21 protein-coding genes are annotated in these 24,523 nt (G+C 65.0%); 13 read left to right on the forward strand and 8 right to left on the reverse strand.

The window, feature by feature from the left end:
• Positions 1-88: 88 nt before the first annotated feature.
• Both MTBLM5_RS02150 and MTBLM5_RS02155 read left to right on the forward strand, forming a co-directional pair.
• Entirely contained in the window at positions 89-1,348 is a 1,260-nt protein-coding gene (locus MTBLM5_RS02150; RefSeq protein ID WP_173974161.1) for an ATP-binding protein, read from the forward strand.
• An 84-nt stretch (positions 1,349-1,432) separates the two neighbouring features.
• A complete protein-coding gene (locus tag MTBLM5_RS02155; protein WP_173974162.1) occupies positions 1,433-2,962 on the forward strand; it encodes a hypothetical protein in 1,530 nt (509 codons plus the stop codon).
• Between the two features lie 249 nt (positions 2,963-3,211).
• Here the strand turns inward: MTBLM5_RS02155 and MTBLM5_RS02160 are convergent, their stop codons facing one another.
• Complete coding sequence (locus MTBLM5_RS02160; RefSeq protein ID WP_254430868.1) at positions 3,212-5,218, reverse strand: exonuclease domain-containing protein; 2,007 nt, start codon at positions 5,216-5,218, stop codon at positions 3,212-3,214.
• A 160-nt stretch (positions 5,219-5,378) separates the two neighbouring features.
• Between MTBLM5_RS02160 and MTBLM5_RS02165 the strand changes: the two genes are divergently transcribed.
• Positions 5,379-6,137 carry an ABC transporter substrate-binding protein gene (locus MTBLM5_RS02165; RefSeq protein ID WP_254430869.1) on the forward strand — a complete coding sequence of 253 codons (759 nt, stop codon included), beginning with the start codon at positions 5,379-5,381 and terminating at the stop codon, positions 6,135-6,137.
• On the opposite strand, the gene MTBLM5_RS02170 is transcribed toward MTBLM5_RS02165, so the two are convergent.
• The gene (locus tag MTBLM5_RS02170) at positions 6,134-6,334 is read right to left on the reverse strand and encodes a hypothetical protein (protein WP_173974163.1); all 201 of its coding nucleotides are present in this window, start codon (positions 6,332-6,334) and stop codon (positions 6,134-6,136) included. The two genes, MTBLM5_RS02165 and MTBLM5_RS02170, sit on opposite strands and share 4 nt — an antisense overlap.
• 229 nt (positions 6,335-6,563) lie before the next feature.
• On the opposite strand from MTBLM5_RS02170, the gene MTBLM5_RS02175 reads away from it, so the two are divergent.
• Positions 6,564-8,627 carry a methyl-accepting chemotaxis protein gene (locus MTBLM5_RS02175; RefSeq protein WP_173974164.1) on the forward strand — a complete coding sequence of 688 codons (2,064 nt, stop codon included), beginning with the start codon at positions 6,564-6,566 and terminating at the stop codon, positions 8,625-8,627.
• Here MTBLM5_RS02175 and MTBLM5_RS02180 read toward each other — a convergent pair.
• The 4 genes from MTBLM5_RS02180 to aprB all read right to left on the reverse strand — a co-directional run bounded on the left by MTBLM5_RS02180 (position 8,614) and on the right by aprB (position 12,557).
• Positions 8,614-8,811 (reverse strand): twin transmembrane helix small protein, encoded by a 198-nt coding sequence (locus MTBLM5_RS02180; protein WP_173974165.1) that lies wholly within the window; start codon positions 8,809-8,811, stop codon positions 8,614-8,616. The genes MTBLM5_RS02175 and MTBLM5_RS02180 overlap by 14 nt on opposite strands.
• A 250-nt stretch (positions 8,812-9,061) precedes the next feature.
• A complete protein-coding gene (locus MTBLM5_RS02185) occupies positions 9,062-9,988 on the reverse strand; it encodes a YkgJ family cysteine cluster protein (protein ID WP_173974166.1) in 927 nt (308 codons plus the stop codon).
• 192 nt (positions 9,989-10,180) lie between these two features.
• Positions 10,181-12,103: an adenylyl-sulfate reductase subunit alpha gene (aprA, locus tag MTBLM5_RS02190; protein WP_173974167.1), complete on the reverse strand. Its 1,923-nt coding sequence runs from the start codon at positions 12,101-12,103 to the stop codon at positions 10,181-10,183.
• Positions 12,104-12,134: 31 nt separating this feature from the next.
• Positions 12,135-12,557, reverse strand: coding sequence for an adenylyl-sulfate reductase subunit beta (gene aprB, locus MTBLM5_RS02195; protein WP_173974168.1), 423 nt, complete (start codon positions 12,555-12,557; stop codon positions 12,135-12,137).
• 318 nt (positions 12,558-12,875) lie between these two features.
• On the opposite strand from aprB, the gene MTBLM5_RS02200 reads away from it, so the two are divergent.
• The 7 genes from MTBLM5_RS02200 to MTBLM5_RS02230 all read left to right on the forward strand — a co-directional run bounded on the left by MTBLM5_RS02200 (position 12,876) and on the right by MTBLM5_RS02230 (position 21,138).
• Positions 12,876-13,262, forward strand: coding sequence for a MazG-like family protein (locus tag MTBLM5_RS02200; protein ID WP_217424955.1), 387 nt, complete (start codon positions 12,876-12,878; stop codon positions 13,260-13,262).
• 80 nt (positions 13,263-13,342) lie between these two features.
• Positions 13,343-14,518, forward strand: a complete 1,176-nt coding sequence (sat, locus tag MTBLM5_RS02205; protein ID WP_173974169.1) for a sulfate adenylyltransferase — start codon at positions 13,343-13,345, stop codon at positions 14,516-14,518.
• An 87-nt stretch (positions 14,519-14,605) separates the two neighbouring features.
• Complete coding sequence (locus MTBLM5_RS02210) at positions 14,606-15,862, forward strand: FAD-dependent oxidoreductase (RefSeq protein WP_173974170.1); 1,257 nt, start codon at positions 14,606-14,608, stop codon at positions 15,860-15,862.
• A 17-nt stretch (positions 15,863-15,879) separates the two neighbouring features.
• Positions 15,880-18,135, forward strand: a complete 2,256-nt coding sequence (locus tag MTBLM5_RS02215) for an FAD-dependent oxidoreductase (RefSeq protein ID WP_173974171.1) — start codon at positions 15,880-15,882, stop codon at positions 18,133-18,135.
• Positions 18,136-18,139: 4 nt separating this feature from the next.
• Entirely contained in the window at positions 18,140-18,754 is a 615-nt protein-coding gene (locus MTBLM5_RS02220; protein WP_173974172.1) for a 4Fe-4S dicluster domain-containing protein, read from the forward strand.
• A gap of 10 nt (positions 18,755-18,764) precedes the next feature.
• Positions 18,765-19,667, forward strand: coding sequence for a CoB--CoM heterodisulfide reductase iron-sulfur subunit B family protein (locus MTBLM5_RS02225; protein WP_173974173.1), 903 nt, complete (start codon positions 18,765-18,767; stop codon positions 19,665-19,667).
• A 115-nt stretch (positions 19,668-19,782) separates the two neighbouring features.
• Positions 19,783-21,138 (forward strand): alkaline phosphatase family protein, encoded by a 1,356-nt coding sequence (locus tag MTBLM5_RS02230; RefSeq protein ID WP_173974174.1) that lies wholly within the window; start codon positions 19,783-19,785, stop codon positions 21,136-21,138.
• Here the strand turns inward: MTBLM5_RS02230 and MTBLM5_RS02235 are convergent.
• Positions 21,113-21,616 carry a GNAT family N-acetyltransferase gene (locus MTBLM5_RS02235; protein WP_173974175.1) on the reverse strand — a complete coding sequence of 168 codons (504 nt, stop codon included), beginning with the start codon at positions 21,614-21,616 and terminating at the stop codon, positions 21,113-21,115. The two genes, MTBLM5_RS02230 and MTBLM5_RS02235, sit on opposite strands and share 26 nt — an antisense overlap.
• Positions 21,613-22,791, reverse strand: a complete 1,179-nt coding sequence (locus MTBLM5_RS02240; RefSeq protein WP_173974176.1) for an MFS transporter — start codon at positions 22,789-22,791, stop codon at positions 21,613-21,615. The genes MTBLM5_RS02235 and MTBLM5_RS02240 overlap by 4 nt, the downstream gene beginning before the upstream one ends.
• 93 nt (positions 22,792-22,884) lie before the next feature.
• On the opposite strand from MTBLM5_RS02240, the gene mobB reads away from it, so the two are divergent.
• Complete coding sequence (gene mobB, locus MTBLM5_RS02245) at positions 22,885-23,397, forward strand: molybdopterin-guanine dinucleotide biosynthesis protein B (RefSeq protein WP_173974177.1); 513 nt, start codon at positions 22,885-22,887, stop codon at positions 23,395-23,397.
• Positions 23,398-23,682: 285 nt separating this feature from the next.
• A complete protein-coding gene (locus MTBLM5_RS02250; RefSeq protein WP_173974178.1) occupies positions 23,683-24,315 on the forward strand; it encodes a response regulator transcription factor in 633 nt (210 codons plus the stop codon).
• The last annotated feature ends 208 nt before the right edge of the window (positions 24,316-24,523 follow it).

Genomic DNA, 24,523 nt, shown 5'->3' on the forward strand with positions numbered 1-24,523 from the left:
CGTCCAATATCTGGAGTTTAGTGTCCCAAATTGTTTATCCTGTCCAGGTTAGGCGATTGGCTGTTGGGGCGGCCGCAGGAGTTCATGGATGGGTTTGGAAACCGTCGCCGTCGATCTGTGGATCGCGGCCGGGACTGTGGTGTCGGCCTTTTGGGCCGGCCTTCACCGGGGTAGGAAGGGTCGCGGCGGGCGCCGTCAACAAGACGTCGAACGTCTTCACGTTGAAGCCGAATTGCGTGCCAATGCCGCCCGCTTGCGGATGATGCTGGAAACCACCGCCGAGGGGGTGATCGGCATCGACGACGAGGCCCGGGTGATGTTCGCCAACCGCGCCGCCGCGCAGATCCTGGGTTGGTCGCAATCGGCCGAGTTGATGGGACGGCCGGCCGGCGACGTACTGGGGCACCGGTTAAGCGACGGCTCGCCCTGCCACGGCGATGTGTGCGCCATCCAACGCACCCTGGTCGACAGCGAGACCCGCCGCGTTTCCAACGAAACCTTCCGCAACGCCTCGGGCCGGCCGATCGCGGTGGAGTATGTCAGCTCGCCCCTGGTGGTCGAGGGCATCACCATCGGCGCCGTCGTCGCCTTCCACGACATCAGCGACCGCAAACGCCTGGAAGAGGATTTGCGCCGGTCCCATGCCGAACTGGAGCAGTTCGCCTATGTCACCAGCCACGATCTGCGCCAGCCCTTGCGCATGGTCTCGTCCTATCTGGCGCTGATCAGGAAGCGCCTGGACGACCGGTTGGGCGACGACGAACGGGAATTCATCGGCTATGCCGTCGATGGCGCCAAGCGCATGGACGCGCTGATCCTGGACCTGCTGGACTATTCGCGCGTCGGCCACGACCAGTCGCGCGACACGGTGGCGTTGGCCGAGGTGATCGAGGACGTGCGCCACAATCTGTCGGTCACCCTGGCCGATTGCGGCGGCCGGTTGAATGTCGCGGCCGATCTTCCGGAAGTCGACGGCAACCGGATGGAACTGATGCGGCTGTTCCAGAATTTGATCGGCAACGCCTTGAAATACCGCCACCCCGAGCGCGCCCCCGAGGTGGCGGTCGGTTGGCGCGACGATGGCCAGGAATGGGTGGTGTGGGTGCAAGACAATGGCGTCGGTATCGCGACCTGCGACCACGAGCGGGCCTTTCGCATCTTCCAGCGGCTGGCGGCAAGCCGCCAGGTCGAGGGGACCGGCATCGGCCTGGCCATCTGCAGGAAGATCGTCGATCATCATGACGGGCGCATCTGGATCGAGTCCGAGATGGACCAAGGTACGCGCATGCTGGTAGCCTTCCCCAAGCATGGCCTGCGCCGGTCCCCGGTCGCTGCCCTGAGCGCCTGATGCAGGGCGGGGGTTGATCTGGGGGCGCGGGCCTTGTAAACCGCATGACCACTGACGGTCACGCCCGCGCGCCCTGACGAGTTGATGAGCACATCCGACGATCCCCGCGACCGCTTCAAGCGCCCATTGGACAGAACGGCCCGGAACCTGCCTGCCAGGGTTCCGGTGTCGGCGCCTGAACCGGCCAAGGACGACCACGGCCAACCGGGCGGTCTGGCCCGCCTGCTGGGCGCGGTGGCCAAGATGCTGCAACCCAAGCCGGCCGACGGGCCGCAGGCGCTTCACCCCATCGAGCCGGCGGTCGAGCCGCCGGTCTATACCGTGCTGGTGGCGGCGATGGTGGGCGACAGCGCCGACGGCGCCGCCTCGCAGGCCTTGTTCAAGATGCTGGAAGCCCGCCCGGCGCTGAAGGTCAAGCCGCTGCCCCGGCCGTTCCAATTGGACAGCCTGGACGATCCGGTCCAGGTCGCCGGCCTGGTCACCAACGCCCGCCATGCGGTGGCCGACGAGGGCGCCGACCTGCTGGTGTGGGGCGAGGTGTTGAAGGAAGGCTATCGCCTGCGGCTGGTGGGCGCCAACCTGCCCGACGAGGAAAAGGCCGGGGCATTCGGCCCGACCACCCGCATCGACCTGCCGATGAATCTGGGCGAGCCGCAATCGAATCTGTTGTACGCCGCCTGCCTGGCCGCCGCCGACCCGGCGACCGAGGTTCAGCGCGCCGCCATCCGCCGCTTGCTGCCGCCGGCCGTCACAGTGCTGGAGCCTTTGGCCGCCAAGCCGCCGGTGGCCCTGGCCATGAACCAGCAGCGCACCGTGCAATTGGTGTTCGGCCATTTGTGCGCTGCGTGCGCCCAGGTGGTGCCGCCCTCGCAATCGGGCGAATGGTTCAAGAAATCGGTCGATGCCTATCGTGCGGCCGAAAAGCGCCTGGCCCGCACCGATCCCGGTTGGGAAGCCGGCCTGATCAACAAGCATCTGGCCGCGGTGCTGACCACCTGGGCGGAAAAGTCGAAGGAAGACGCCCGCGCCCATCTGGAAGAGGCGGTCAAGCATTGGCGCGTCGCCTCGGAAAGCTTGAACCGGGCCACCATGCCGCAGGAATGGGCGGCGGTGCAGACCCGGATGGGGGTGGCGCTTTACCGCCTGGACCTGTTGACCGGCGACAGCGATCTGTTGCGCGAAGCCCTGAACGTCCTGCAGGCCGCCTTGCAGGTGCATACCCGCCACGAGGCGCCGCAGCGCTGGTCCGATGTCATGAACACCATCGCCCAGGTGCTCGAGGTCTATGGCGACCAGATGAAGAATCCCGACGTGCTGAAGCGGGCGGTCGATACCTGCCACACCGTCCTGGAGGTCCGCACCCGCGAGCGCACGCCGCTGGCCTGGGCCTCGACCGCCAACACCCTGGGATCGGCCTTGTTCCTGCTGGACCGCCATGGCGGCGGCGGCACCCATCTGGCCGAGGCGGAAGTGGTGCTGGCCGGCGCGCTGGAGGTGTTTCAGGCCTATGGCGCCAAGGGCCCGGCCCAGGTGGCCGCCCGCAACCTGGCCCATGTCCGCAAGCTGGCCGAAGACCGCAAAAGCCGCGCCGTCATCGATCCGGGGTGGAAATAGGTGTTCGGGAAAAAGTCCTTCGCTTCGCTCAGTGTACTTTTTCCCGTTGATTAGTAAGGAGAAAAATAGGCTTGGGGCGGCCCTGCGCCTATTTTTCGCGTATTGTGGCCGCCATGAGGCGAGCCGTGCTCGCCTCATGGCGGGAAAACGGACAAAACCCGCGCGGAAAGCTTGCTTGAGCACGGGTTTGCCCAACAAAATCGGGGGAAAGTACACCGAGGCGAAGCCGAGGGACTTTTCCCCGGGCGCCTATAACGCCTGCTGGCGTTGATGCAGCACCATCTTCAGGTCCAGCTCGCGCACCACCTGATCCAGGGTGGTGATGCCGCGCATTTCCAGCATGTCGATCTGCTTCAGCAGCACGGCGGCGGTGACGATGGCGTCGCCCAGCGCGGTGTGGCGGTCGGTGATCTCGATGCCGAAGCGGTCGCAGATGGCGTCCAGCGAATGGCCGTTCTCGGGGCCGTCCAGATAGTTGGACAGCATCATGGTGTCCAGCACCGGATTGTCGAACCGCACCCCGAACTGGCGTTCGTTCATGCGCAGGAACTTCAGGTCGAAGGCGGCATTGTGGGCGACCAGCACCGAATCGGCGGCGAAGGCCTTGAATTGCGGCAGCACCACCGAAAGCGGCGGCTTGTCGATCACCATGTCGTCGGTGATGCCGTGGAACTTGATGCTTTCCGGCGGAATCGGGCGGCCCGGATTGACGATGCGGTTGAAGCTTTCGCCCGACAGGATGCGGCCGTTGACGACGCGGACGGCGCCGATCTGGACGATCTGGTCGCCCTGGCTGGGCTGCAGGCCGGTGGTTTCGGTGTCGAAGACGATGAAGGTCAATGTCTTCAACGGCAACCGGCCCATCTCGCCGATGTCGCGCACCCCGTCCAGCAGCGACAAATCATAGAATTCCGGCCGGGTCGGCAATTGCGCCTTGGGCTGGAAATGGACCTCGACGCCCTTGCGCATCGGCAGACGCAGCCACGACCGGCCCTGGCGGTGTTCCTGGCCGATGCTGTCGCCGGCATGGTGGGCCAGGACGTCCTTGACGGTCATGCCGGCCAATTGGGTCAGGCCCTTGGCCAGCCAGCCGTCCAGCGCCGGCTTGGCGGCGGTGGCACCCGGCCAGCCGATCTCGATCCAGGCGGAATCGTCATCGGCGCCGGCGGCCAGGTCGATCTCGGCCAGGCCCAGACGTTCAGCCATCTGGCGGATCAGGCTGTCGACGGCCAGCGCCAGCGAGTGGGAATCGGCATGCAGCCACACCGGCAAACCGGTCACCGTGACCTTCAGGCCTTCGCTCTCGACGCCCTTGGCGACGAAGGCGAAGAAGTCGGCGGAATGGACGTCGGTCATCGGCCACCAGCCCGACAGGGCGCGTTGATAGCCGTCGGTGACCTTCTTGATGGCGCGCTCGATGTTGGCCGCCTCGCGCTCGACGATGGTCGGGTTGCTGGCGGCGACGCGCAGGCGGATCAGCGGCGATTCCAGGCCCTCGGTGATCTCGCGCAGCAGCACGTCGCGGCTGGCCAGGGCGGCGACCTGGGGGCCGGCATCGACCAGGGTGACGACATAGCCGCCGGGATCGCCGTCGGCCGAGCGGATCAGGGTCATGCGGGCCTGCAGCAGCATGTGGCCATCGACCGAGCCGGCCAGGAACGGCGTGCCCTTGCCCCCCAGTTCCGGCCGGTGCAGCAGCACCTCGTGCATATGGACCACCGGCTCGCGGGCGATCGCCTCGAACAGCGAGCGGCCCAGGCCCAGTTGGCCAGCCTGCGACAGCATCTCCATCGCCACCGAGTTGTAAAGAACCACCTGATGGCGCTGGTTGCACACCAGCACCCCTTCATGCAGGTCGTTCAAGATGGCGGCCAGGCGGGCGGAATTTTCCTCGGCCTTGGCGGTGGCGACGCCCAGGCCGGTTTCCAGCTCCTGGCGGGTCTGCACCAGCTTGATGGCCATCTGGTTGATCGCCTCGGGCAGCGGCAGCATCAGGGCGTAGCGGTCGAGATCGACGCCCTGGCGGGTGCTGCCATGGGCGATGGCGCGCACGTCGGCGGCCATGCGGCGGATCAGGCGGAACACCTGGAAATCGACGATCTTCCACGCCAGCGCGAACATCAAGACCGCGCCGGCCACCGAGACCAAGGCCAGGGCGGTCAGGTCCTCGTGCCCGACGACGCGGCTGTTGAGGTAGATTGCGGCACCGCCGATGGCCGAGACATTGGCGACCAGGGCGATGGCGAGCCAGGGCAACGGACCCCGCCCTCGATGCGGCACTGACTCGTCTCCTTGACCGGAGTTTGAACCTTCCCCCAAAGGTACGGCACTGGTATGGGGTCAGGCAACACCCGAGAGTGGAAAGCCGGACGAACATGTGTTGATATGCACAGGTGCAACCAAGGGAAGCCAGGAAATGCGGGCTGTTTGGGCGATTGTCGCGATGCTGCTGGGAATGATGGCGGCAGGCGGCGCGCCAGCGGCGCAACTGTTAAGGGTTGGCGGTTACGAGTTTCCCCCATTCGTCGAGGCTGACGGCAAGGGCCTGGTCCACGATGTGATCGCCGCCCTGAACGCGGCACAAACCGCCTATGAGTTCCGCTTCGTGCCGGTGGCGGCCCGGCGACGTTACGCCGATCTGGCGGATGCCCGTTTCGATGTCATGTTCTTCGAAAGCCCGGATTGGGAATGGACCCAGCGCCAGGCCCCGGTCGATTTCACCGCTGAATTCCTGCAAGGCGGCGAGGTGTTCGTCGCCCAGGCCAGACCGGGGCGCGGGCAGGATTTCTTCGCCAGTCTGACCGGCAAGCGGCTGGTCGGCATTCTGGGCTATCATTACGGATTCGCCGATTTCAACGCCGATCCCGAGCGTCTGGCCCGCGACTGGGGCATGAAGCTGGTGGCCAACCACAAATCCAGCATCGACATGGTGCTGGCCGACCGCGCCGATCTGGCGGTGGTCACCGATTCCTATTTGTGGGCCTATCTGTCCAAGGTCCCCGAGGCACGGGAAAAGTTGCTGGTGTCGGACCGCTTTGATCAGGTCTACCGCCACCGGGCGCTGGTGCGCCGCCTTGGACCCATCGATGTGAAGATGCTGGATGGATTGCTGGCCAAGCTTGAACGCGACGGCACCTTGGCCAGGATCTGGCGCCAGGGCGGGATCATCCGTTAACCCCGCCGCGAACCCTCGATGGTTTCGCCGATGCGGGCCAGGGTCGCCGAAATCGAATCGCCGCCGTAATAGGCGTCCAGCAGCAGGCGGCTTTTGACCCCCAGCAACCGCGCGGTGGCGCCGAAGCGCTCCATCAGGCGGGCGTCCAAATCGGCCGCCCACAGGGTGAAGCCGGAATCGAACAGGGGGTAGGACATCGCACTCTCCTCAACAGCCGGTGAAACTGGCGTCAGAGTGGCCCTCCTTCATGGCCTTTAGCGGACGCCTTCATGGCGCTTTCAAGGCACATCATAGGCCCGCCATCTTGAAGATTTGATGAAACCGCCACGCACAGGTTTCACCCAACCGTCACCCCCCGGTCACGGTACCGACATCGGCGGTCGCTATGGTCGGTGCATCCCCCCAGGACCAATCCCGAGGTCATCCATGCGTGAAGCCGTCGCCGCCCTGTCGCAAATTCCCCGCCTGTCCTGGCCCCGTCTGTCCTGGCCCCGTCTGGGGATCGCTCTGCCCGGCCGCCTGGGCGGACTGGACCGGCTGCCGATCGGGGCGCGGCTGGGCTTGCTGGCGGTGCTGGCGGCCTTGGTGGCGGCGGCGGTGGGCGGCACCTATTGGGCCGGCGAGCGCCATGTCGATGCCGCTCTGGTCCGCCAGGACGGCTATCGCCAGCTCAATGACCTGGCCGGCGACGTCCGCGCCCGCGCCGCCGCCTTGCAAAATCACCAGGAAGCCTTCCTGCGCGAGCTGAAGCCCGACCATGCCGCCGCCTTCGCCAAGGATTCCCAATTGATCGAGCAAGCTTTGGCGCTGATGAGCCAGCGTACCGCGACCGATGGCTTGGCGCCGGCGGTGGGCGAGCTGAAACAGGGCTTCGCGGCGCTGTCGGTCGGTTTCGCCAAGGTCGAAACGCTGACCCGCACCCTGGGTCTGACCGATTCCAGCGGTCTGAAGGGGCAGTTGGCCGATTCGGTCAAGGCGGTCGAGGACGAATTGCGGATGTGGCCCAATGCCGGCCCCTTGATGCCGACCATGCTGCATCTGCGCCTGGCCGAGAAGAACTTCATGCTGTACGGCGGCCAGGCCTATCTGGGCCAGCATCGCAAATACGCCGCCCAGTTCGATTTCGAGCTGGATGCCTCGGCCTTGCCGGCCTCGACGCGGGACGAGTTGCGCACGCTGATGAACCAGTACAGCGCCGACATGCAGGCCTTCGCCGAAATCGCCCTGGCCCAGGCCGCCGAGATCGAGGCGCTGCGGCGCCGCTTCCAGGCCTTGCAGCCGATCCTGCAATCGGTGTTCCTGAACGCCCGCGACGGCATGGCGGCGGCCATCACCGAGCAGGAAGGCCAGCGCGCCGGCACCACCCGGCTGGTGGCGATCATCGGTGTGGCGGCGGTTGGTTTGTTCGTGCTGGCGGTGCTGGTGCTGGCGCAAAGCGTCACCCGGCCGCTGAAGCAGATCGAACGGGCGATGAAGCGCCTGGCCGGCGGCGATCATCGGGTGGCGGTGCCGGGCATCGAGCGCAAGGACGAGATCGGCGACATGGCCAAGGCGGTGGCGGTGTTCAAGGACAATGCCGTCGCCATGGTGTCCTTGCGCGAGCAGCAAGACGAGGTGCGCCGCCAGGCCGAAGCCTCCGCCCGCGACCGCCAGCATGTGTTGGCCGACCAGTTCGAAGTGGCGGTCAAGTCGGTGGCCGACGGCGTCGGGACCCAGGCGGTGACCATCAAGGATATCGCCCAGCGCATGGCCCAGGGCGGCGGCGACGGGCAGGGCACGGGCTCGCTGGCGGTGGCCGAGGCGGCCGAGCGTTCGCGCCACAGCGTCGCCTCGGTGGCGCGAGCCACCGAGGAATTGGCGGCCAGCGTGGCTGCGATCCGCCAGCGCGCCGCGTCGTCGTCGGGCGTCGCCCGCGAGGCGGTCGAGGATCTGGGGCGCGCGACCCGCCAGGTGGAAGGCCTGGCCGGCCTGGCCAGCGACATCGACCGGGTGGTCGGGCTGATCGGCGACATCGCCCAACGCACCAACATGCTGGCCCTGAACGCCGCCATCGAGGCCCAGCGGGCGGGCGAATCCGGGCGCAGCTTCGCGGTGGTGGCCGGCGAGGTCAAGCAATTGGCGGTGCAGACTTCGGACGCCACCCGCGAGATCGCCGACCGCCTCAGCGCCATCCAGGCGGCCACCGGCGACACCGTGGCGGCCATCGGCGATGTCGGCGACACGGTGCGGCGGATGGACCAGATCGCCCGCGAGGTCGCCCAGGCGGCCGAACATCAGGCCGTGGTCACCGGCAAGATCGAGCGCTGCGTCGAGGAGGTGGCGGCCGAATCGCGCATCGTGTCCGACGGCGTGGTGACGGTGACCCGGTCGGCGGTGCGTTATTGCGGCTCGGCGGTGCGGGTGATCTGGGCGGCCGACGATCTGGCCCGGCCGGCGGCCGGCCTGCGCCATGAGGTCGATTCGTTCCTGCGGACCGTCAGGGCCGGCTGAACCAGATCGCCAATCCCAGCAAGATCACCGCCAGCGCCTGCGCCGCCACCCGCAGGTTCATCAGCCGGTTGGCGTGACGCAGGTACCACGGCCCACCCTTGGCGAAGCCCAGGATGCCGATGGCCAGGACCACCAGCACCGCGACCAGCGCGGCGCCGAGAAGAAGGGGCAGGGGCGGGGTCATGACAAGAAAATGGGGATGGTTCCGTCGGGAACCACCCCCATTTGGTCCATTTAGACCATCGAGCCGTTAATCTGGTTCAGTCCTTCTGCCGTCACCCCCGGACTTGATCCGGGGGTCCATGGATTGCCGGGTCAAGCCCGGCAATGACGATCAAGAAAAGCTGATCCGGATTTTATGCTCGCGGCTCTAGTCCAAGGCGTGTCGATCCCGCGGCATTTGAGGCCGCGGCCAAGGGCGCGGACGCTCCCGTTTAAGACGCCCCCAGATCAGTCCTGGCCTTGGCGATGGCTTGCTGCAGCACCTGTTCCTTCAGCAGGATGGTCGGCTCGTTGAACAAGACGTTCTTCATCCAGTCGAAAGCCAGTTGCAACAGCGCGTCGTCGCTGGCCTTGATCAGTTCCACCGCTTCCGGCGAGACCTCGTAGGATTCCAGGAACTTGGTTTCGAAAACGAAGCGGCGGAAGCTGTCGACGTCGGTGGTGGCCATGAAGAACATCTTCTTGAGCTGGGCCGTCGGCGCCTTGCCGCCCGGGCCGCCCATCACCTTCCACGACGCCATCTTCATCAAGATGTCGATCCAGCCGCGATTGATGCGCTCGTATTCCTCGACCTGCTGTTCGGTGCGGAACTCGCCGACATTCTGGGTCTTCGGCTGGCAATGGCCCTGGCAATGGTCTTCCTTGACCAGGAAGAAGAAGTCTTCCTTGCCCTCCATGTCCTTCATCTTCATCGACACCATGCCCAGCGGGTAATAGCGGCAGGTGGCGGGGCGGTGTTCATAGACCGAGCAGCCGTCGGGCGTCGAGAAGGCGCAAGCACCCCGGCCGTCGTCGCCCATCTTCAGCTTGGCCACCGGCAGGTCGGCCTTGGGATGGATGTCGGGCAGGGTGTAGGTCAGCAGGAACTCGGCCGGGCGAAGGCCCAGATGCTTGGACAGGCGCAGGATGCAATTGGGGGTCAGCGTGATGTCGGCGCCCTGGCAGCAGCGGTTCCAGCACGACACGCCCTTGTGGCAGCTGAAGCTGAAGGTGTCCTCGGCGGTCAGCTTGACCGGCTGGACCGGGAAGGCGGCATACATCTCGACCTGCTCGTCGCGGGAGGTGGCGGCCAGGCGGCTGGCCTCGATGTCCATCTCGTCGAGTTCGTCGTCTTCGGAGGTGCGGGGATGGTTGCTCATGGGGGGCGTTTCCCTGTTCGGATTCTTGATTTTGATTGGGGATGGTCTGGATTGCCGGGTCAAGCCCGGCAATGACGGAACGGTTTTGTTTCTCGTCATGCCCGGACTTGATCCGGGCATCCATGCACTTCAGACAAAGGGGGCGCCGGAAGCCCGGCGCCCCCCCGTCTCGTCAACGGTGAGCTTCAGGCCTCAGTGGCCCTGGCCCGCATAGTGCTTTTCCACCAGATCCTTGTGGGCGACCTTGCGCAGGCTCCACTCGCCGGTGGCCGGATCGATCTTCGAATTGACGAAGCACTTCCAGTTGGCTTCGTCCAGCTTCGGGAAGTCGGCCCGGTAGAAGAAGCCCGGATAACGGGTCTCTTCGCGGAACATGATGTGACGCAGGTGGGCTTCCGCCGCGACGATGCGGTGGTAGTTTTCCCAGGCGCGCATCAGCTCGTGCAGGTCCTTGGCGCGCATCTTCTGGCTGTCTTCCTTCAGCATGGTCAGAAGGTGCAGACCGGTTTCCAGCATCACCTTGTTGGTGGTGTAGTAGGTCGAGGTGCCGGCCACGTACTCGTCCATCAGCTTCTGCAGGCGCTGCTGCAGGTAACGCGGAAGGATGTAGTGCGGGTTGACGTCCTCGGCCGTGGTCTTGTCCTTGTGCTCGATATAGGTGCGGACCGGCTTGTAGATCTCTTCGGTGATGGCCTTGATGTCACCCTTCAACGACGGGCTGAAGCCCTTGTTGTCGCGGACGAACTTGACCATCGACTTGCCGCAGATGCGGCCTTCGGCATGCGAGCCCGACGAGAACTTGTGACCCGAGGCGCCCACGCCGTCGCCGGCGGTGAACAGACCCTTGACGGTGGTCATGCGGTTGTAGCCCCACTTCCACTCGTCCGGCGAGTTGATGTCTTCCGGACCCGACACCCAGATGCCGCAGCAGCCGGAATGCGAACCCAGCAGATAGGGCTCGGTCGGCATCAGTTCCGACATGTTCTGTTCGGGACGGATGTTCATGCCGGCCCACACGCCGGCCTGACCGATGCACATATCCAGGAAGTCTTCCCAGGCCTCGGCTTCGAGATGCTTGATCTCGGCCGGGGTCATGGTCTCGGCCAGCTTCTTCATGGCGGTGGGGGTGTCCATGAAGATCGGGCCGTTGCCGTCCTTCATTTCCTTCAGCATGGCGTGGTTACGCAGGCAGGTCGGAACCACGGTGGCCTTGTCGTAGGGCGCGAACTCGGCCAGCAGGGCGGCGTTCTTGACCACGTAATTCTCGCCGAAGGCGTTCAGGGCCTGCGACTTGAACAGCAGGAACCAGGCGCCGACCGGGCCGTAACCGTCCTTGAAGCGGGCCGGCACGAAGCGGTTTTCCATCATGGTCAGCTCGGCGCCGACTTCAGCGGCCATCGCATAGGTCGAACCGGCGTTCCACACCGGGTACCAGGTGCGGCCGTTGCCTTCGCCGGTCGAACGCGGACGGAACAGGTTCACGGCGCCGCCGCAAACGTCCATGATCGCATTGGCCTTGAAGACGTACAGCTTGTGCTCGCGCACCGAGAAGCCGACGGCACCGGCGATGCGGTTGGGCTCGTTCTCGTCCAAGAGCAGCTTCACGATGAAGCAGCGCTCGATGATGTTCTCGATGCCCAGGGCCTTCTTGGCGGCTTCGGCGACGATGGTCTTGTAGCCTTCGCCGTTGATCATGATCTGCCACTTGCCCGAACGGACCGGCTTGCCGCCGTCCTTCAGGGCGACGCCTTCCGAGCCCTTGTCCTTCCAGATCGGCAGGCCCCACTCTTCGAACAGGTGCACCGAATCGTCGACGTGACGGCCGACGTCATAGACCAGGTCGTCGCGGGTGATGCCCATCAGATCCGCCGACACCATGCGGCAGTAATCCTTGGGGTCGCGATCCGGGCCCAGATAGGTGTTGATGGCCGACAGACCCATCGCCACGGCGCCGGAGCGGTCCAGGGCGGCCTTGTCGACCAGGGTGATCTTGGCATCGGGGGCCCAGCGGCGAGCCTCGTAGGCGGCGCCGCAAGCGGCCATGCCGCCACCGATGATCAGGATGTCGGTGGTGATCTCGATGATCTCAGGATTGCCGAAAGTGTATTCGGTCATTGGAAACTTCCTTCCCTACGTGCGCTTGGCGTCAGATGGTCGTGAGCGTCTTGCCGACCTCGGTGAACAGCAGCGGGCTGTCCAGGTCGCTGGCTTCCGGCTTTCCACCATAGGGGTCGATCGAACCCACCGGGGTCGTGCGCACGGGGAACTTGAAGCGCTTCACTTCGCCGTCGCGGAACTTGATGGTCCACATGATCGCCGAGTCGGTGCGCATCGGGATGACGGCGCCGCCCATCGGCACGAAATCCTGGTAGGCGCGGACTTCGATGGCCTGCTGCGGGCAAGCCTTCACGCAGCACTGGCATTCCCAGCACTGGTCGGGTTCCTGGTTGAACGCCTTCATGCGGCTGGTATCCAGCTTCATCAGGTCGTTCGGGCAGATGTACATGCAGGCGGTGACCGAACCGCCCTTACAGCCGTCGCACTTATCGGTATGCACAAAAGTGGGCATCAAAACCTCCCGTGTTGCCTTTCGGCGGGTCTCCCTCCAAGCGGCGCGTCCGGTGACGGCCGCCGATCTCTGAGCCTTGGCCTCTTGTTCTCCGCGAGTGTACCCCCGGGGCGATGGGGATGGGGCGCGGGTCGGGCCATGCGGTTTTCCAGTCATATTCTGTATTTGACATATTTGCAATGTCTGACGTACCTATCCACGCAAGATGTTTACGTTGCACTTGGAACAATTATAATTTTCGAGTGTTAACAGGCGGATTCCATGGAAGAATCGAAAACAATGCTGCAATGCGGCAGTCCTGCCCCGACGGGTGGGGCGGTGGATTCGCCGGATTGCCGGGCGCTGACCGAGCGCCTGATCGCCTTCCGTGACGAGCGCGACTGGGCCCAGTTCCACACCGCCAAGAACCTGATGGTGTCGCTGGCCTTGGAAGCCGCCGAGCTGCTGGAGCTGGCGCAATGGAAGACCGACGGCCAGCTGGACGAGGCGCTGGCCGACCCGGCGCTCAAGGCCCGCCTGGCCGAGGAATGTGCCGATGTCTTCCTGTACCTGCTGCTGTTGTGCGAGCGCGCCGGCATCGATTTGCCGAGTGCCGCTGCCGCCAAGATCGATGCCAACGCCGCCAAGTACCCCGCCCATTTGGCCAGGGGAAGTGCTGCGAAATACACCGAATTGCCCGAAGTTAAGAAAATTCTTGTGGAATGATGTTCTAATTTAGGCGAACTTCAAGCGGCCGAACGAGAGCGAAAAATGCTCCGCATGGCACGAACAGGGAGAGAGGGAACATGTCCAAGCTGGTGCAGCCGCATGGCGGCGGCTCGTTGAAGCCGTTGCTGGTACCCGAAATCGAACGTCGCGACGAGTTGAAGCGGGCCGGTGCCTTGAAGAAGGTGCCGATGACCAGCCGCGAGACCAGTGACGTCATCATGCTGGCCATGGGCGCCTATACGCCGCTCGACGGCTTCATGGGCAAGGCCGACTGGGAAGGCGTGTGCTCGGGCATGAAGATGACCGACGGCCTGTTCTGGCCGATCCCGATCACCCTGTCGGCGACCAAGGAGCTGGCCGATTCCATCCAGGCCGACGAAGAGGTCGCGCTGGTCGATGCCGAAACCGGCGAGATCATGGCGGTGATGCAGGTCTCGGAGAAGTACGAGATCGACAAGGCGTTCGAGTGCCAGCACGTCTATCGCACCACCGATCCCGCCCATCCCGGCGTGCAGAAGGTGATGGCGCAAGGTCAGGTCAACCTGGCCGGCCGGGTGTCGTGCCTGTCGGAAGGCGAGTATCCCGAGAAGTACAAGGGCCTGTATCTGCGCCCGGCCGAAAGCCGCGCGGTGTTCGCCGAAAAGGGCTGGTCGAAGGTGGCCGCCTTCCAGACCCGCAACCCGATGCACCGCAGCCATGAGCATCTGGCCAAGATCGCCGTCGAGGTCACCGACGGCGTGTTCATCCATCAGGTCCTGGGCAAGCTGAAGGACGGCGACATTCCGGCCGAGACCCGCACCAAGGCCATCGGCGCGATGATCGACAATTACTTCGTGCCCGGCACGGTGATCCAGGCCGGCTATCCGATCGAGATGCGCTATGGCGGCCCGCGCGAGGCGCTGATCCATGCGCTGATCCGTCAGAATTTCGGCTGCTCGCACCTGATCGTCGGCCGCGACCATGCCGGCGTCGGCGATTATTACGGCCCGTTCGACGCCCAGCACATCTTCGACACCCTGTGGCCCGGCGCGCTGGAGACCCAGGCGTTGAAGATCGACATCACCTTCTTCTGCAAGAAGTGCTACGGCATGGCGACCGCCAAGACCTGCCCGCACGGCAAGGAGGATCAGGTCAACATTTCGGGCACCAAGCAGCGCGAGATGCTGTCGAAGGGTGAGCATATCCCGCCGGAATTCAGCCGCCCGGAAGTGGTGGCGATCCTGCGCGATTATTACGCCTCGTTGGGTAAGTAAGACAAAGGGGTGGCCGGTCCGGTTTCGCCGGGCCGGCCCAACGATCAAAGCGTTGCGCGCAAAAAACCGCGAAGTGGAGAGGGAAGCATGAGCGAGACGACGAGCCGCAGCCGCACCATCATGGTGGTCGGTGGCGGAATCGCCGGCATCACCGCCGCCGTCGAGGCGGCCGAAGCCGGACATGACGTGGTTCTGATCGAGAAAAGCCCCAGCCTGGGCGGCCGGGTCGCCCAGATGAACCGCTATTTCCCCAAGCTGTGCCATCCCACCTGCGGTCTGGAAATCAACTTCCAGCGCATCAAGAAGTCCAAGCGCATCAGCGTCTTCACCTTCTCGGAAGTGTCGGCGGTCAAGGGCGGGCCGGGCGGCTACACCGTCACCGTCAAGACCAGCCCGCGCCACGTCAAGGCCAACTGCACCGCCTGCGGCGATTGCGCCAAGGTGGCGACCTCGGATGTCTCGAATGCCTTCAATTACGGCATGGACAGCGTCAAGTCGGCCTATCTGCCGCATGTGATGGCCTTTCCGATGCGCTATGTGGTCGATCCGTCCGTGGTCGGCACGCCTGAGGGCGAGGCCATCAAGGCCGCCTGTCCGGTCGGCGCCGTCGATCTGGAGCAGAAGGACGAAAGCTTCGACCTGGAAGTCGGCGCGGTAGTGTGGGCGACCGGCTGGCGCCCCTATCCGGCCGCCAATCTGACCGCCTATCGCTGGACCGACATCGCCGACGTCATCACCAATGTCGAGATGGAGCGTCTGGCCAGTGTCGATGGCCCGACCAAGGGCAAGATCGTCCGGCCCAGCAATGGCGAGGCACCCAAGCGGGTGGCCCTGATCCAGTGCGCCGGCTCGCGCGATCTGAACCATCTGGCCTATTGCTCGCGCATTTGCTGCCTGGCTTCCATGAAGCACGCGGCTTACGTCCGCGAGCAGCTGGCCGACGCCACCGTCGACGTCTATTACATCGACCTGCGCGCCCACGATAAGCTGGAAAGCTTCTTGAACCGCCTGAAGCGCGACCCCCAGGTCAATTTCGTCAAGTCGAAGCCCGCCCGCATCGAGAAGTCGGAAGCCGGCGGTCCGGTGGTGTGCGGCGAGAACACCCTGACCCGCGAGGTCTATGCCGAGGCCTATGATCTGGTGGTGCTGGCCACCGGCATGCAGGCCTCGCTGGCGGCCGAGGGCCAGCCCAGCTTCGCCGCCGATTTCGACGATTACGGCTTCGTGTTCGCCGAGGGTGACTCGATTGCCGCCGGCGTGGCCTCGGGGCCGCTGGACGTGTCGATGTCGGTGCAGTCGGCCACCGCCGCCGCCTGCCGCGCCATCCGCGCCGTGACCGCCTGACGCCAGGGAGAAGAAAAATGAGCGAGAGGAAAACCGGCGTCTACCTGTGCAGCGGCTGCGGCATCGGTGAGGCTGTCAATGTCGGCGCCCTGGAAACGGTCGCCAAAAGCGAGTTCAAGCAAGAATCCAAGACCCATTCCTGCCTGTGCGGCGACGAAGGGGTGGGGATGATCAAGGCCGACATCGAGGCCGGCACCAACCAGGTAGTGGTCGCCGCCTGTTCGGCCCGCGTCATGACCGACCGCTTCGGCTTCGAGCCGATCCAGGTGGTTCGCGCCGATCTGCGCGAAAAGGTCATCTGGTCGCACCCGGCCGGCGACGAGGACACCCAGGCCCTGGCCGAGGATCATGTCCGCATGGCCCTGACCCAGGCCAGCAAGATCAAGGCCCCGGAACCGTGGATCGATGGCGATTTCTCGCAAGTCATCATGGTGCTGGGTGGCGGCGTCACCGGCCTGAATGCCGCGCTGCAGGCCGCTGGATTGGGCCACGACGTGCTGCTGGTGGAACGCGCCGACCAGTTGGGCGGCCATGCCCGCACGGCCTCCAAGCGCCTGCCGCACACGCCGCCTTACGACAAGCCCGAAGCCAACGACATCCAGGTGTTGCTGGATGCGGTGGCGGCCAACCCCAAGATCAAGGTGCGCCTGAACGCCCTGGTCACCCGCACGGCGGGTATGCCCGGCAAGTTCGCGGTGACCTTCGCCGACGGCACCATCGAGGATGTCGGCGCCATCATCGTCGCCACCGGTTGGCGTCCCTATGACGCCACCAAGCTGGGCCATCTGGGTTACGGCGCCAGCCCCGACGTGGTGACCAACACCGACATGGAAAAGATGCTGGCCGCCGGTCAGCTTGCCCGCAAGTCGGACGGCAAGGCGCCCAAGTCCATCGCCTTCGTCCAGTGCGCCGGCTCGCGCGATGCCGACCATCTGCCCTATTGCTCGTCGATCTGCTGCCAGACCTCGCTGAAGCAGGCGCTGGAAGTGCTGGAGTCCGATCCCAGCGCCAATATCTTCGTCATCTACGAGGAAATGCGCACCCCGGGCGTGGCGGAAGAGCTGTATCGCCAGGCCCAAAGCAAGGGCGTCATCTTCATCAAGGGCAAGGTCAAGGGTGTCGGCGCCGACCTGACCGTCACCGTGGCCGACGAGCTGGTGCAACAAGACGTGCCGCTGGCCGGCCTGGACATGGTGGTCCTGGCCACCGGCATGGTGCCCAACTCGACCAATCCCGATCAGGCGATGGTCGAATACGGCGCCGAGCAGCTGAACGGCGACGTCGATCCCGAGGCTCCGATCGCGGTGGCCGGCTATTGTGGCGAGGCCCCGGCTGCCCATGAAAAGCGCGCGCAGGCGGTGCCGGAAGGCGGTCCGCTGTTGAACCTGCAATACCGCCAGGGCCCGCATCTGCCGGTGCTGCATGACGGTTTCGCCGATTCGCACTATATCTGCTTCCCCTACGAGACCCGGCGGACCGGCATCTACACCGCCGGTCCGGTGCGGCGTCCGATGGATTGGGCCGAAGCCGCCGAGGATGCCGCCGGTGCGGTGCTGAAGGCGGTGCAGGCGGTGCGCTCGGCCGCCGCCGGTGCCGCCCTTCATCCGCGCGTCGGCGACCTGTCGTTCCCCAAGATCAACCTGAACGCCTGCACCAAGTGCCGTCGTTGCACGGTGGAATGCCCGTTCGGCGCCATCGACGAGGACGAGAAGGAATATCCCAACGTCAACCCCACGCGCTGCCGCCGCTGCGGTACCTGCATGGGGGCCTGCCCGGTGCGCACCATCAGCTTCGACAATTACTCGGTCGAGATGCTGTCCTCGATGATCAAGGCGGTGAAGGTCCCCGACGAGTTCTCGGGCAAGCCGCGCATCCTGATCATGGCCTGCGAGAACGACGCCGTTCCGGCGCTGGACCAGGCCGGCATCAAGCGCAATTCCTGGTCGTCGCATGTTCGCGTCGTGCCGGTGCGTTGCCTGGGCTCGGTCAGCCTGCTGAACATCTCGGATGCTTTGTCGGCGGGTTACGACGGCGTCATGCTGATGGGCTGCAAGCCCGGCGATGATTACCAGTGCCACTTCGTCAAGGGCTCGGCCATGGCCGCCGAACGTCTGTCGAAGGTGGGCGAGACCCTGAAGTCGATGATGCTGGAACCCGAGCGGGTGGTGCAGGCGGAAGCCTCGATCGCCGATTCCGACCGGTTGCCCAAGGTGATCGACGGCTTCGTCGAGACCATCATGAAAGTCGGCTTCAATCCGTTCAAGGGGTTCTAAGGCCATGAACGCCATGTCTCCCACGCCTTCCAAGGCCTATGACCTGAACTTCGCCCGCTGGGTCTATGAAAACGTCGATGGTGGCGACCGCATGGCCTTGTGCATGCAGTGCGGCACCTGCTCGGGCTCGTGCCCGATCGGCACCCAGATGGACCATGGTCCGCGCAAGCTGTTCATGATGATCCGCGCCGGCATGAAGGACGCGGTGCTCAGTTCGAACACCTTGTGGAACTGCGTGTCTTGCTACAATTGCGTGGTGCGCTGCCCGCGTCAGGTGCCGGTGACCTATATCCTGCACGACCTGGCCCATGTGGCGGTGCGTGAAGGCTATGCCCAGGCCCGTGAAAGCGACAATGCCCGCTTCGCCAAGGCCTTCTGGTGGTCGGCCGCCAAGTATGGCCGCACCGACGAACGCCTGGTCACCGCCAAGTATTATTTCAGCTTCGGCCTGGGCGAGGGCATCAAGCGCGGCATGGCCAACCAGAAGATCGCCTTAGGGATGGTCAAGACCAAGCGCATGCATCTGGGCATGCCGCACAAGGTCAAGAACACCGGCGAGTTGCACGCCATCCTGGCCAAGGCGGCCGAGATGGAAGCCAAGAAGCATGGCGCGAAGTGAGGATGATGCGATGACCACCAAGACCATGTCGTACTATCCCGGCTGCTCGTCGCAGGCGTCGGCCGTTCATCTCGACACCTCGCTGCGCGCCGTCATGGGCAAGCTGGGCGTCACGCTTCGCGAGGTCGAGGACTGGAATTGCTGCGGCGCCTCGGTCGGCCATGTCGATGGCGGCCATCTGGGCATGTATGCCCTGAACGGCCGCAATCTGGCCGCCGCCCAGGCGCAAGGGCCGGAAGACTTCGTCACGCCGTGCGCCGCCTGTTACCTGAACAGCCATTACCACAACGAGAAGATCCGCGGCGACGAGGCCCTGAAGGCCGAGGTCAACGAGGTGCTGGCCGCCGGCGGCAAGTCCTATGACGGCAGCCTGCATGTGCGTCACTCGTGCGAGGTGCTGGTCAACGATATCGGCATGGACGCCGTCAAGGCCCAGGTCACCAAGCCGCTGTCGGGGCTGAAGGTGGCCGGCTGGGTCGGTTGCCAGACCGTGCGCCCGTTCGCCAAGACCGAACGCGGCGGCAATTACGATGCCTATGACGATCCCAAGTTCCTGGACGACTTCATCAGCGCCTGCGGCGCCGACGCGGTGCCGTTCAAGGGCAAGACCAAGTGCTGCGGCGGCTCGGTCAGCGTCATGAGCCCCGACAAGACCCTGCACCTGATGAAGGACATTCTGGACGAGGTGAAGGAAACCGGCGCCGAGGTGGTGGTCACCCCTTGTCCGCTGTGCCAGACCAACCTGGAAATGTATCAGCCGATGATCAACGAGAAGTTCGGCACCGATTTCAATTTCCCGGTGATGTTTTATTCCCAGTTGATGGCGGTGGCGTTCGGTCTGGACGCCGAGAAGGATGCGGCCTTGCACCAGCACCTGATTCCGCCTCAACCAGTTCTTGCCCGGGCGAAGTAGTCACAGGGGGCTTTAGCCCGGGAACCTTGGGCCGCGCCTTCCATGGCGCGGCCCTATTTTCTTACGGAACGGATTTTCTGATAGGATCGGCGTCGGCAGGCAGGGGAGGCGTTCGATGAAGTCCGTCATCACATTGGCAATCGCGCTGGCATGCTGGGCTATGCCGGCGCTGGCCAAAGAGGTTCGGCCGATTCCGGCCGGCCTGGACCGGATCGAGCACATCGTCGTCATCTATCTGGAAAATCGCAGCTTCGACAATATGTACGGCCTGTTTCCGGGCGCTGCCGGGTTGGGCGATGCTTGGCGGGCTCCGGCCCAGCGAGACGCGGTTACCGGCAAGGAACTGGACGAATTGCCCCGGGTGGTCGATCCCCGGAAGAAGGCCCCTGACCTTCGCTTCCCCGCCGGTCTGCCCAACAAGCCGTGGCTGATTGACCAATACATCTCGCACGGCGACAAGTTTCCCGATCTGGTCCACGAATTCTATACCCACCAGCGCCAGATCAACGGGGGAGGCAACGACCTGTTCGCCTCGTTGTCCGACGCCAAGGCCTTGTCCATGGCCTATCACGACACGCGAGACACGCGCCTGTGGCGTCTGGCGTCGCAATACACCCTGGCCGACAATTTCTTCCAGGCCGCCTTTGGCGGCTCGTTCCTGAACCATATGTGGCTGGCCTGCGCCTGCACGCCGGTCTTCCCCGATGCCCCGGACTCCAACCGGATCCACCTGGACGACAAGGGAAACGTCACGCGGCGGGGAAACGTCACCTCGGACGGTTTCGCGGTGAACACCATCCAGCCGGTCGGCGGCCCCTTTGCGCCGGGAGCCGATCCGGCCACCTTGCTGCCGGTTCAGAATGCGCCGACCATCGGCGACCGATTGAGCGAGAAGGGCATTTCCTGGGCCTGGTATTCCGGGGGATGGGACGATGCCGAGCGGGGCCAGGCGCAAAGCGATTTCCAGTATCACCATCAGCCCTATGCCTATTTCGCCCCCTATCAGCGGGGCCATGCGGCGCGGGACCAGCATATCCGCGACGATTCCCGTCTTGGCGCCGATATCGCCAACAAGGCCTTGCCGCAAGTATTGTTCGTCAAGCCGCGCGGCCGGGACAATCAGCATCCCGGCTATGCCAATCTGGCCGACGCCGACCGTTATGCGGCCGAGTTGGTGGAACGCATCCAGGCCAGTCCCTACTGGGACAAATCGGTCATCATCATCACCTATGACGAGTTCGGCGGATTATACGACCATGTCGCCCCGCCCAAGGGCGACCGCTGGGGGCCGGGCTCGCGCATTCCGGCGCTGGTGATCTCGCCCTTTGCCAAGAAGGGCTTTGTCGATCATACCCAGTACGACACGACGTCGGTGCTGAAGACCATCGAAGCGCGCTTCAAGCTTGAGCCCCTGGGCAGCCGCGACAAGGCCGCCCAACCGATGTTCAACGCCCTCGACCTCGGTCGGTGATTTCGGCCAACCGGGCCAGTCCCGGGCCATCCAGCCTCCACGGCTGCCAGTCATCCAGCGGGCCGAACCCCAGCGCGCCATAGAAATCCTGCGCCGTCCGGTTCCATGTCAGCACATTGACATCCATCCGGCAGCAGCCGCGCGCCATGGCCAGTCTGGCCGCCTCGGCCAGCAGCTTGCGCCCGACCGAGCGGCCGCGCATGTCGGGATCGACGAACAGGTCGTGGACGATCAGGGTCGGCTGCCCGGCCCAGCTGGAATAGGACTCCAGCAGCACCGCGCCGCCGCAATTCCGCCCGTCCGCTTCCGCCAGCAGCACGGTGAAACGGGGCCGCTCGCCGAAGCCGTCGCGGCGGACTGCTTCCTCGGTCAGGGCCGGCGCCGTGGCGGCCTGTTCGAACTTCGCCAGCCGGTGGATCAAGGCGACGATGGTGCCGGCATCCTCGATGGTGGCGGGGCGGATGGTGATGTCGGTCATCGCCGCATCGCCAGCAGCAGGCCGGTGCCGATCAGGGCCGGCACCGCCGACACCGCGTAGGTCAGAAGATAGCTGCCCAGCCACCCATGCAGCGCGGCGAAGACCGGCGGGCCGAACAGCACGCCGCCATAGGTGAAGAACAAGGACGCCCCGGTGACGCGCGGGATTTGCGACGGCGGGGCCGAATGGGCCAGCTCGGCCAGGTAAATGCCGTTCCAGCCCAACGCGGCGGCGCCGAACGGCACCAGCAGGCCATAGACCAGGGCGGTCGGCCAATCGGGCGAGGCGAAGCCGGTGATGATGGCCAAGACGGCCGTGGCCGCACCCAGCCCGATCAGGGTGGGGATGCCGCCGAACACCCGGTCGGCCAGGGTGCCCAGGCTGATGCGGCCGACAACGCCGGCCACCTGCAGCGCCGACAGCAGCATGCCGGCCTGAACCAGGCTCCAATGCAGGTCGGTCACCAGCATGGTGACCATGAAGGTCGAGACCGACAATTGCACGGCGGCATAGGCAAAGCCGGTCAAGGACAGCAAGCGCAGCCGGGGCGTGCGCCAGATCAGCCCCAGCCCGTCGAGCGGGCGAGAGGTCAGGCCCGCCTTGGGGTCGCGGTCGCCGTCCCAGGCGGTGCGGCCCAGCCCCAGCAGGGCGACCAGGCCCGCGCATAACAGGCCGATCAGGATCATCGTCGCCGGCCAGCCGAAGGCCAGGGCCACCGGCGGTGCGATCAACCCGGCCAGGGTGCCGCCCAGCGGCACCCCGGTCTGCTTGATGGAAAACACCAGATTGCGATGGGCCGGATCGGTGGTCCGCGCCAACAGATGCGAGGCGGCCGGGTTGGTCATGCCGTAACCCAGCCCGATCAGGCCGGCCCCGGCCAGCACCAGGGCGATATGGCCCAGGGCGGTGCACACCGCGCCGCCCGCCACCAGGGAAAGAGCAACCTGGGTGGCCCGCGCCGCGCCCAGGCGGCGCACCGCATCGCCGCCCATCAGCGAGGTCAGCATGGCACAGCCATAGGCCAGGCTGACCCACCAGCCGATGCGTGATGCGGCCAGGCCAAGGTCGCGGGCGATTTCCGGCGCCATCGCCGCCGGCGACAACATGGCCAGCGACACCAGCGATTGGGCGGCGGTCATCGCCAGCAGGACGGGGACATAGGGCGGAATGGTCATGCCTGTTCATGCGCCACCTGGGCGGCTTGGGTCAACAGCCGCGCGTGCGGGGCGGGGTTGCGCGCGGCGTGAGGCGGGCTTAGGCTTTCGGCCATGAAGATCTTCGGCATCGCCGGCTGGAGCGGCTGCGGCAAGACCACCCTGGTCACCCGGTTGATCCCGCTGCTGACGGCTCGCGGTGTGCGGGTCGGCACGCTCAAACATTCGCACCACGACATCCGCCTGGGTAATTCCGAACAGGCGGCGCTGTTGGCGGCCGGCGCGGCCCAGTCCCTGGCGGCCGGGCCGGAACGCTTCGCCCTGGTCACCGAGCATCATGGCCACCCCGAACCGTCGCTGGCCGAACTGGTGGGGGCCTTCGCCGGAATAGACCTGCTGCTGGTGGAAGGCTTCAAGTTCTCGAACCACCCCAAGCTCGAAGTGTGGGACCCCGGTCTCGGCAAGCCGTTGCTGGCGGCCGGCGATGCATCGATCCTTGCCGTCGCCTGCGACCAGTCTCTTGACCATTTTTCCGGTCCGGTCTTTCGGCGCGACGCAGTAGACGCCATATGCCAGTGGGTGCTTGATTTCTGCGGCATGAAAATGGACCGCGGCATCACTGAGTAAATGTTGTAAAGTTTTGCTTCCAGCCATTTCCGAACAGCAATAGCAGCTCGATCAGGTTTGGAGCTCGTTCAGACGCCGTAGTCCATTGGGGAGAAAATCATTTGATTCTACCCCTTCGTATGAGGATGCCGTAGATACCATGGTATAGATGGCGACATGGCTTCGTCTTCGTCTGTTCAATGGCGTTCGAAAGTTGCGTTGCCAGATGTGGCTGGCTGTGCTTTAAATTCATGAAGAAAGTTGGGGGGCGCGGTTAAGCGTCTCGAATTCGGGGGCTGTCAAGGCATGAAGGTACTACTCGCAGACGATCACGCGCTGTTTCGCGACGGAGTCCGGCTGGTGCTGGAAAACCTGGTCGATGATCCGCTCGAGATCATCGAGGCGGCCGATTTCACTCAAGCCATCGCCGCCGTCAAGCTGGACCCGTCCATCGATGTCGGGCTGGTCGATCTGAACATGCCGGGAAGCGAGGGCGCCAACGGGATTGACGGGCTGCGCCGCGCCGCCCCGAATTTGCATCTGGTGGTGGTGTCGGGGTCGTCGGACCCGCGCGATGTCCGCCGGGCGTTCGATTCCGGTGCTCAGGGCTATATCGCCAAGGCGTCGTCCAGCAAGTCGATGGTCGAGGGCATTCGTTCGGTGCTGTCGGGCGAAACCTATCTCAGCCCCGGCATCGATGCGGCCAGTCTGGCCGCTGCGTCGCCGGGCGCTCAACCGGGCCGGGCCAAGGCCGGGCTGACGCCGCGTCAGCGCGACGTGCTGGCGATGGTCAGCCAGGGCAAGAGCAACAAGGAAATCGCGCGCGACCTCAATCTGGCGGAGATCACCGTCAAGCTGCACGTCACCGCCATCCTGCGGGCCTTGGGGGTGGAGAACCGCACCCAGGCCGCCATCCTGGCCGGCAAGATCGAATACTGATCGGCTGGCAGGAGCGGATTTCCCGCTCGTCACCTTCGGACTTGGTCCATCGCTGTCCGGTTCCAGCCCACTTCTGCCCGCTTTAGGCCATCGAGCCTTTAATCTGGTTCATACCCTCTGCCGTCACCCCCGGACTTGATCCACGGCTGTCCGGTTCAATTATCGCGGTACCATCCACAGCCCTCGTCGTCATGGCCGGGTCAAGCCC

This window comes from Magnetospirillum sp. LM-5, assembly GCF_902729445.1.
Taxonomy (GTDB): Bacteria; Pseudomonadota; Alphaproteobacteria; order Rhodospirillales; family Magnetospirillaceae; genus Magnetospirillum.

Excerpts from the sequence above, each read along its gene's own strand:
- MTBLM5_RS02185 (WP_173974166.1), bottom strand. The coding sequence starts at position 9,988 with ATGAGCAACCATCCCCGCACCTCCGAAGACGACGAACTCGACGAGATG.
- MTBLM5_RS02235 (WP_173974175.1), bottom strand. The coding sequence starts at position 21,616 with ATGACCGACATCACCATCCGCCCCGCCACCATCGAGGATGCCGGCACC.
- MTBLM5_RS02170 (WP_173974163.1), bottom strand. The coding sequence starts at position 6,334 with ATGTCCTACCCCCTGTTCGATTCCGGCTTCACCCTGTGGGCGGCCGAT.
- MTBLM5_RS02150 (WP_173974161.1), top strand. The coding sequence starts at position 89 with ATGGGTTTGGAAACCGTCGCCGTCGATCTGTGGATCGCGGCCGGGACT.
- MTBLM5_RS02165 (WP_254430869.1), top strand. The coding sequence starts at position 5,379 with ATGCGGGCTGTTTGGGCGATTGTCGCGATGCTGCTGGGAATGATGGCG.
- MTBLM5_RS02220 (WP_173974172.1), top strand. The coding sequence starts at position 18,140 with ATGAACGCCATGTCTCCCACGCCTTCCAAGGCCTATGACCTGAACTTC.
- MTBLM5_RS02225 (WP_173974173.1), top strand. The coding sequence starts at position 18,765 with ATGACCACCAAGACCATGTCGTACTATCCCGGCTGCTCGTCGCAGGCG.
- MTBLM5_RS02210 (WP_173974170.1), top strand. The coding sequence starts at position 14,606 with ATGAGCGAGACGACGAGCCGCAGCCGCACCATCATGGTGGTCGGTGGC.
- MTBLM5_RS02215 (WP_173974171.1), top strand. The coding sequence starts at position 15,880 with ATGAGCGAGAGGAAAACCGGCGTCTACCTGTGCAGCGGCTGCGGCATC.
- MTBLM5_RS02230 (WP_173974174.1), top strand. The coding sequence starts at position 19,783 with ATGAAGTCCGTCATCACATTGGCAATCGCGCTGGCATGCTGGGCTATG.
- mobB (WP_173974177.1), top strand. The coding sequence starts at position 22,885 with ATGAAGATCTTCGGCATCGCCGGCTGGAGCGGCTGCGGCAAGACCACC.
- MTBLM5_RS02240 (WP_173974176.1), bottom strand. The coding sequence starts at position 22,791 with ATGACCATTCCGCCCTATGTCCCCGTCCTGCTGGCGATGACCGCCGCC.
- aprA (WP_173974167.1), bottom strand. The coding sequence starts at position 12,103 with ATGACCGAATACACTTTCGGCAATCCTGAGATCATCGAGATCACCACC.
- sat (WP_173974169.1), top strand. The coding sequence starts at position 13,343 with ATGTCCAAGCTGGTGCAGCCGCATGGCGGCGGCTCGTTGAAGCCGTTG.
- MTBLM5_RS02175 (WP_173974164.1), top strand. The coding sequence starts at position 6,564 with ATGCGTGAAGCCGTCGCCGCCCTGTCGCAAATTCCCCGCCTGTCCTGG.
- MTBLM5_RS02250 (WP_173974178.1), top strand. The coding sequence starts at position 23,683 with ATGAAGGTACTACTCGCAGACGATCACGCGCTGTTTCGCGACGGAGTC.
- MTBLM5_RS02180 (WP_173974165.1), bottom strand. The coding sequence starts at position 8,811 with ATGACCCCGCCCCTGCCCCTTCTTCTCGGCGCCGCGCTGGTCGCGGTG.
- MTBLM5_RS02155 (WP_173974162.1), top strand. The coding sequence starts at position 1,433 with ATGAGCACATCCGACGATCCCCGCGACCGCTTCAAGCGCCCATTGGAC.
- aprB (WP_173974168.1), bottom strand. The coding sequence starts at position 12,557 with ATGCCCACTTTTGTGCATACCGATAAGTGCGACGGCTGTAAGGGCGGT.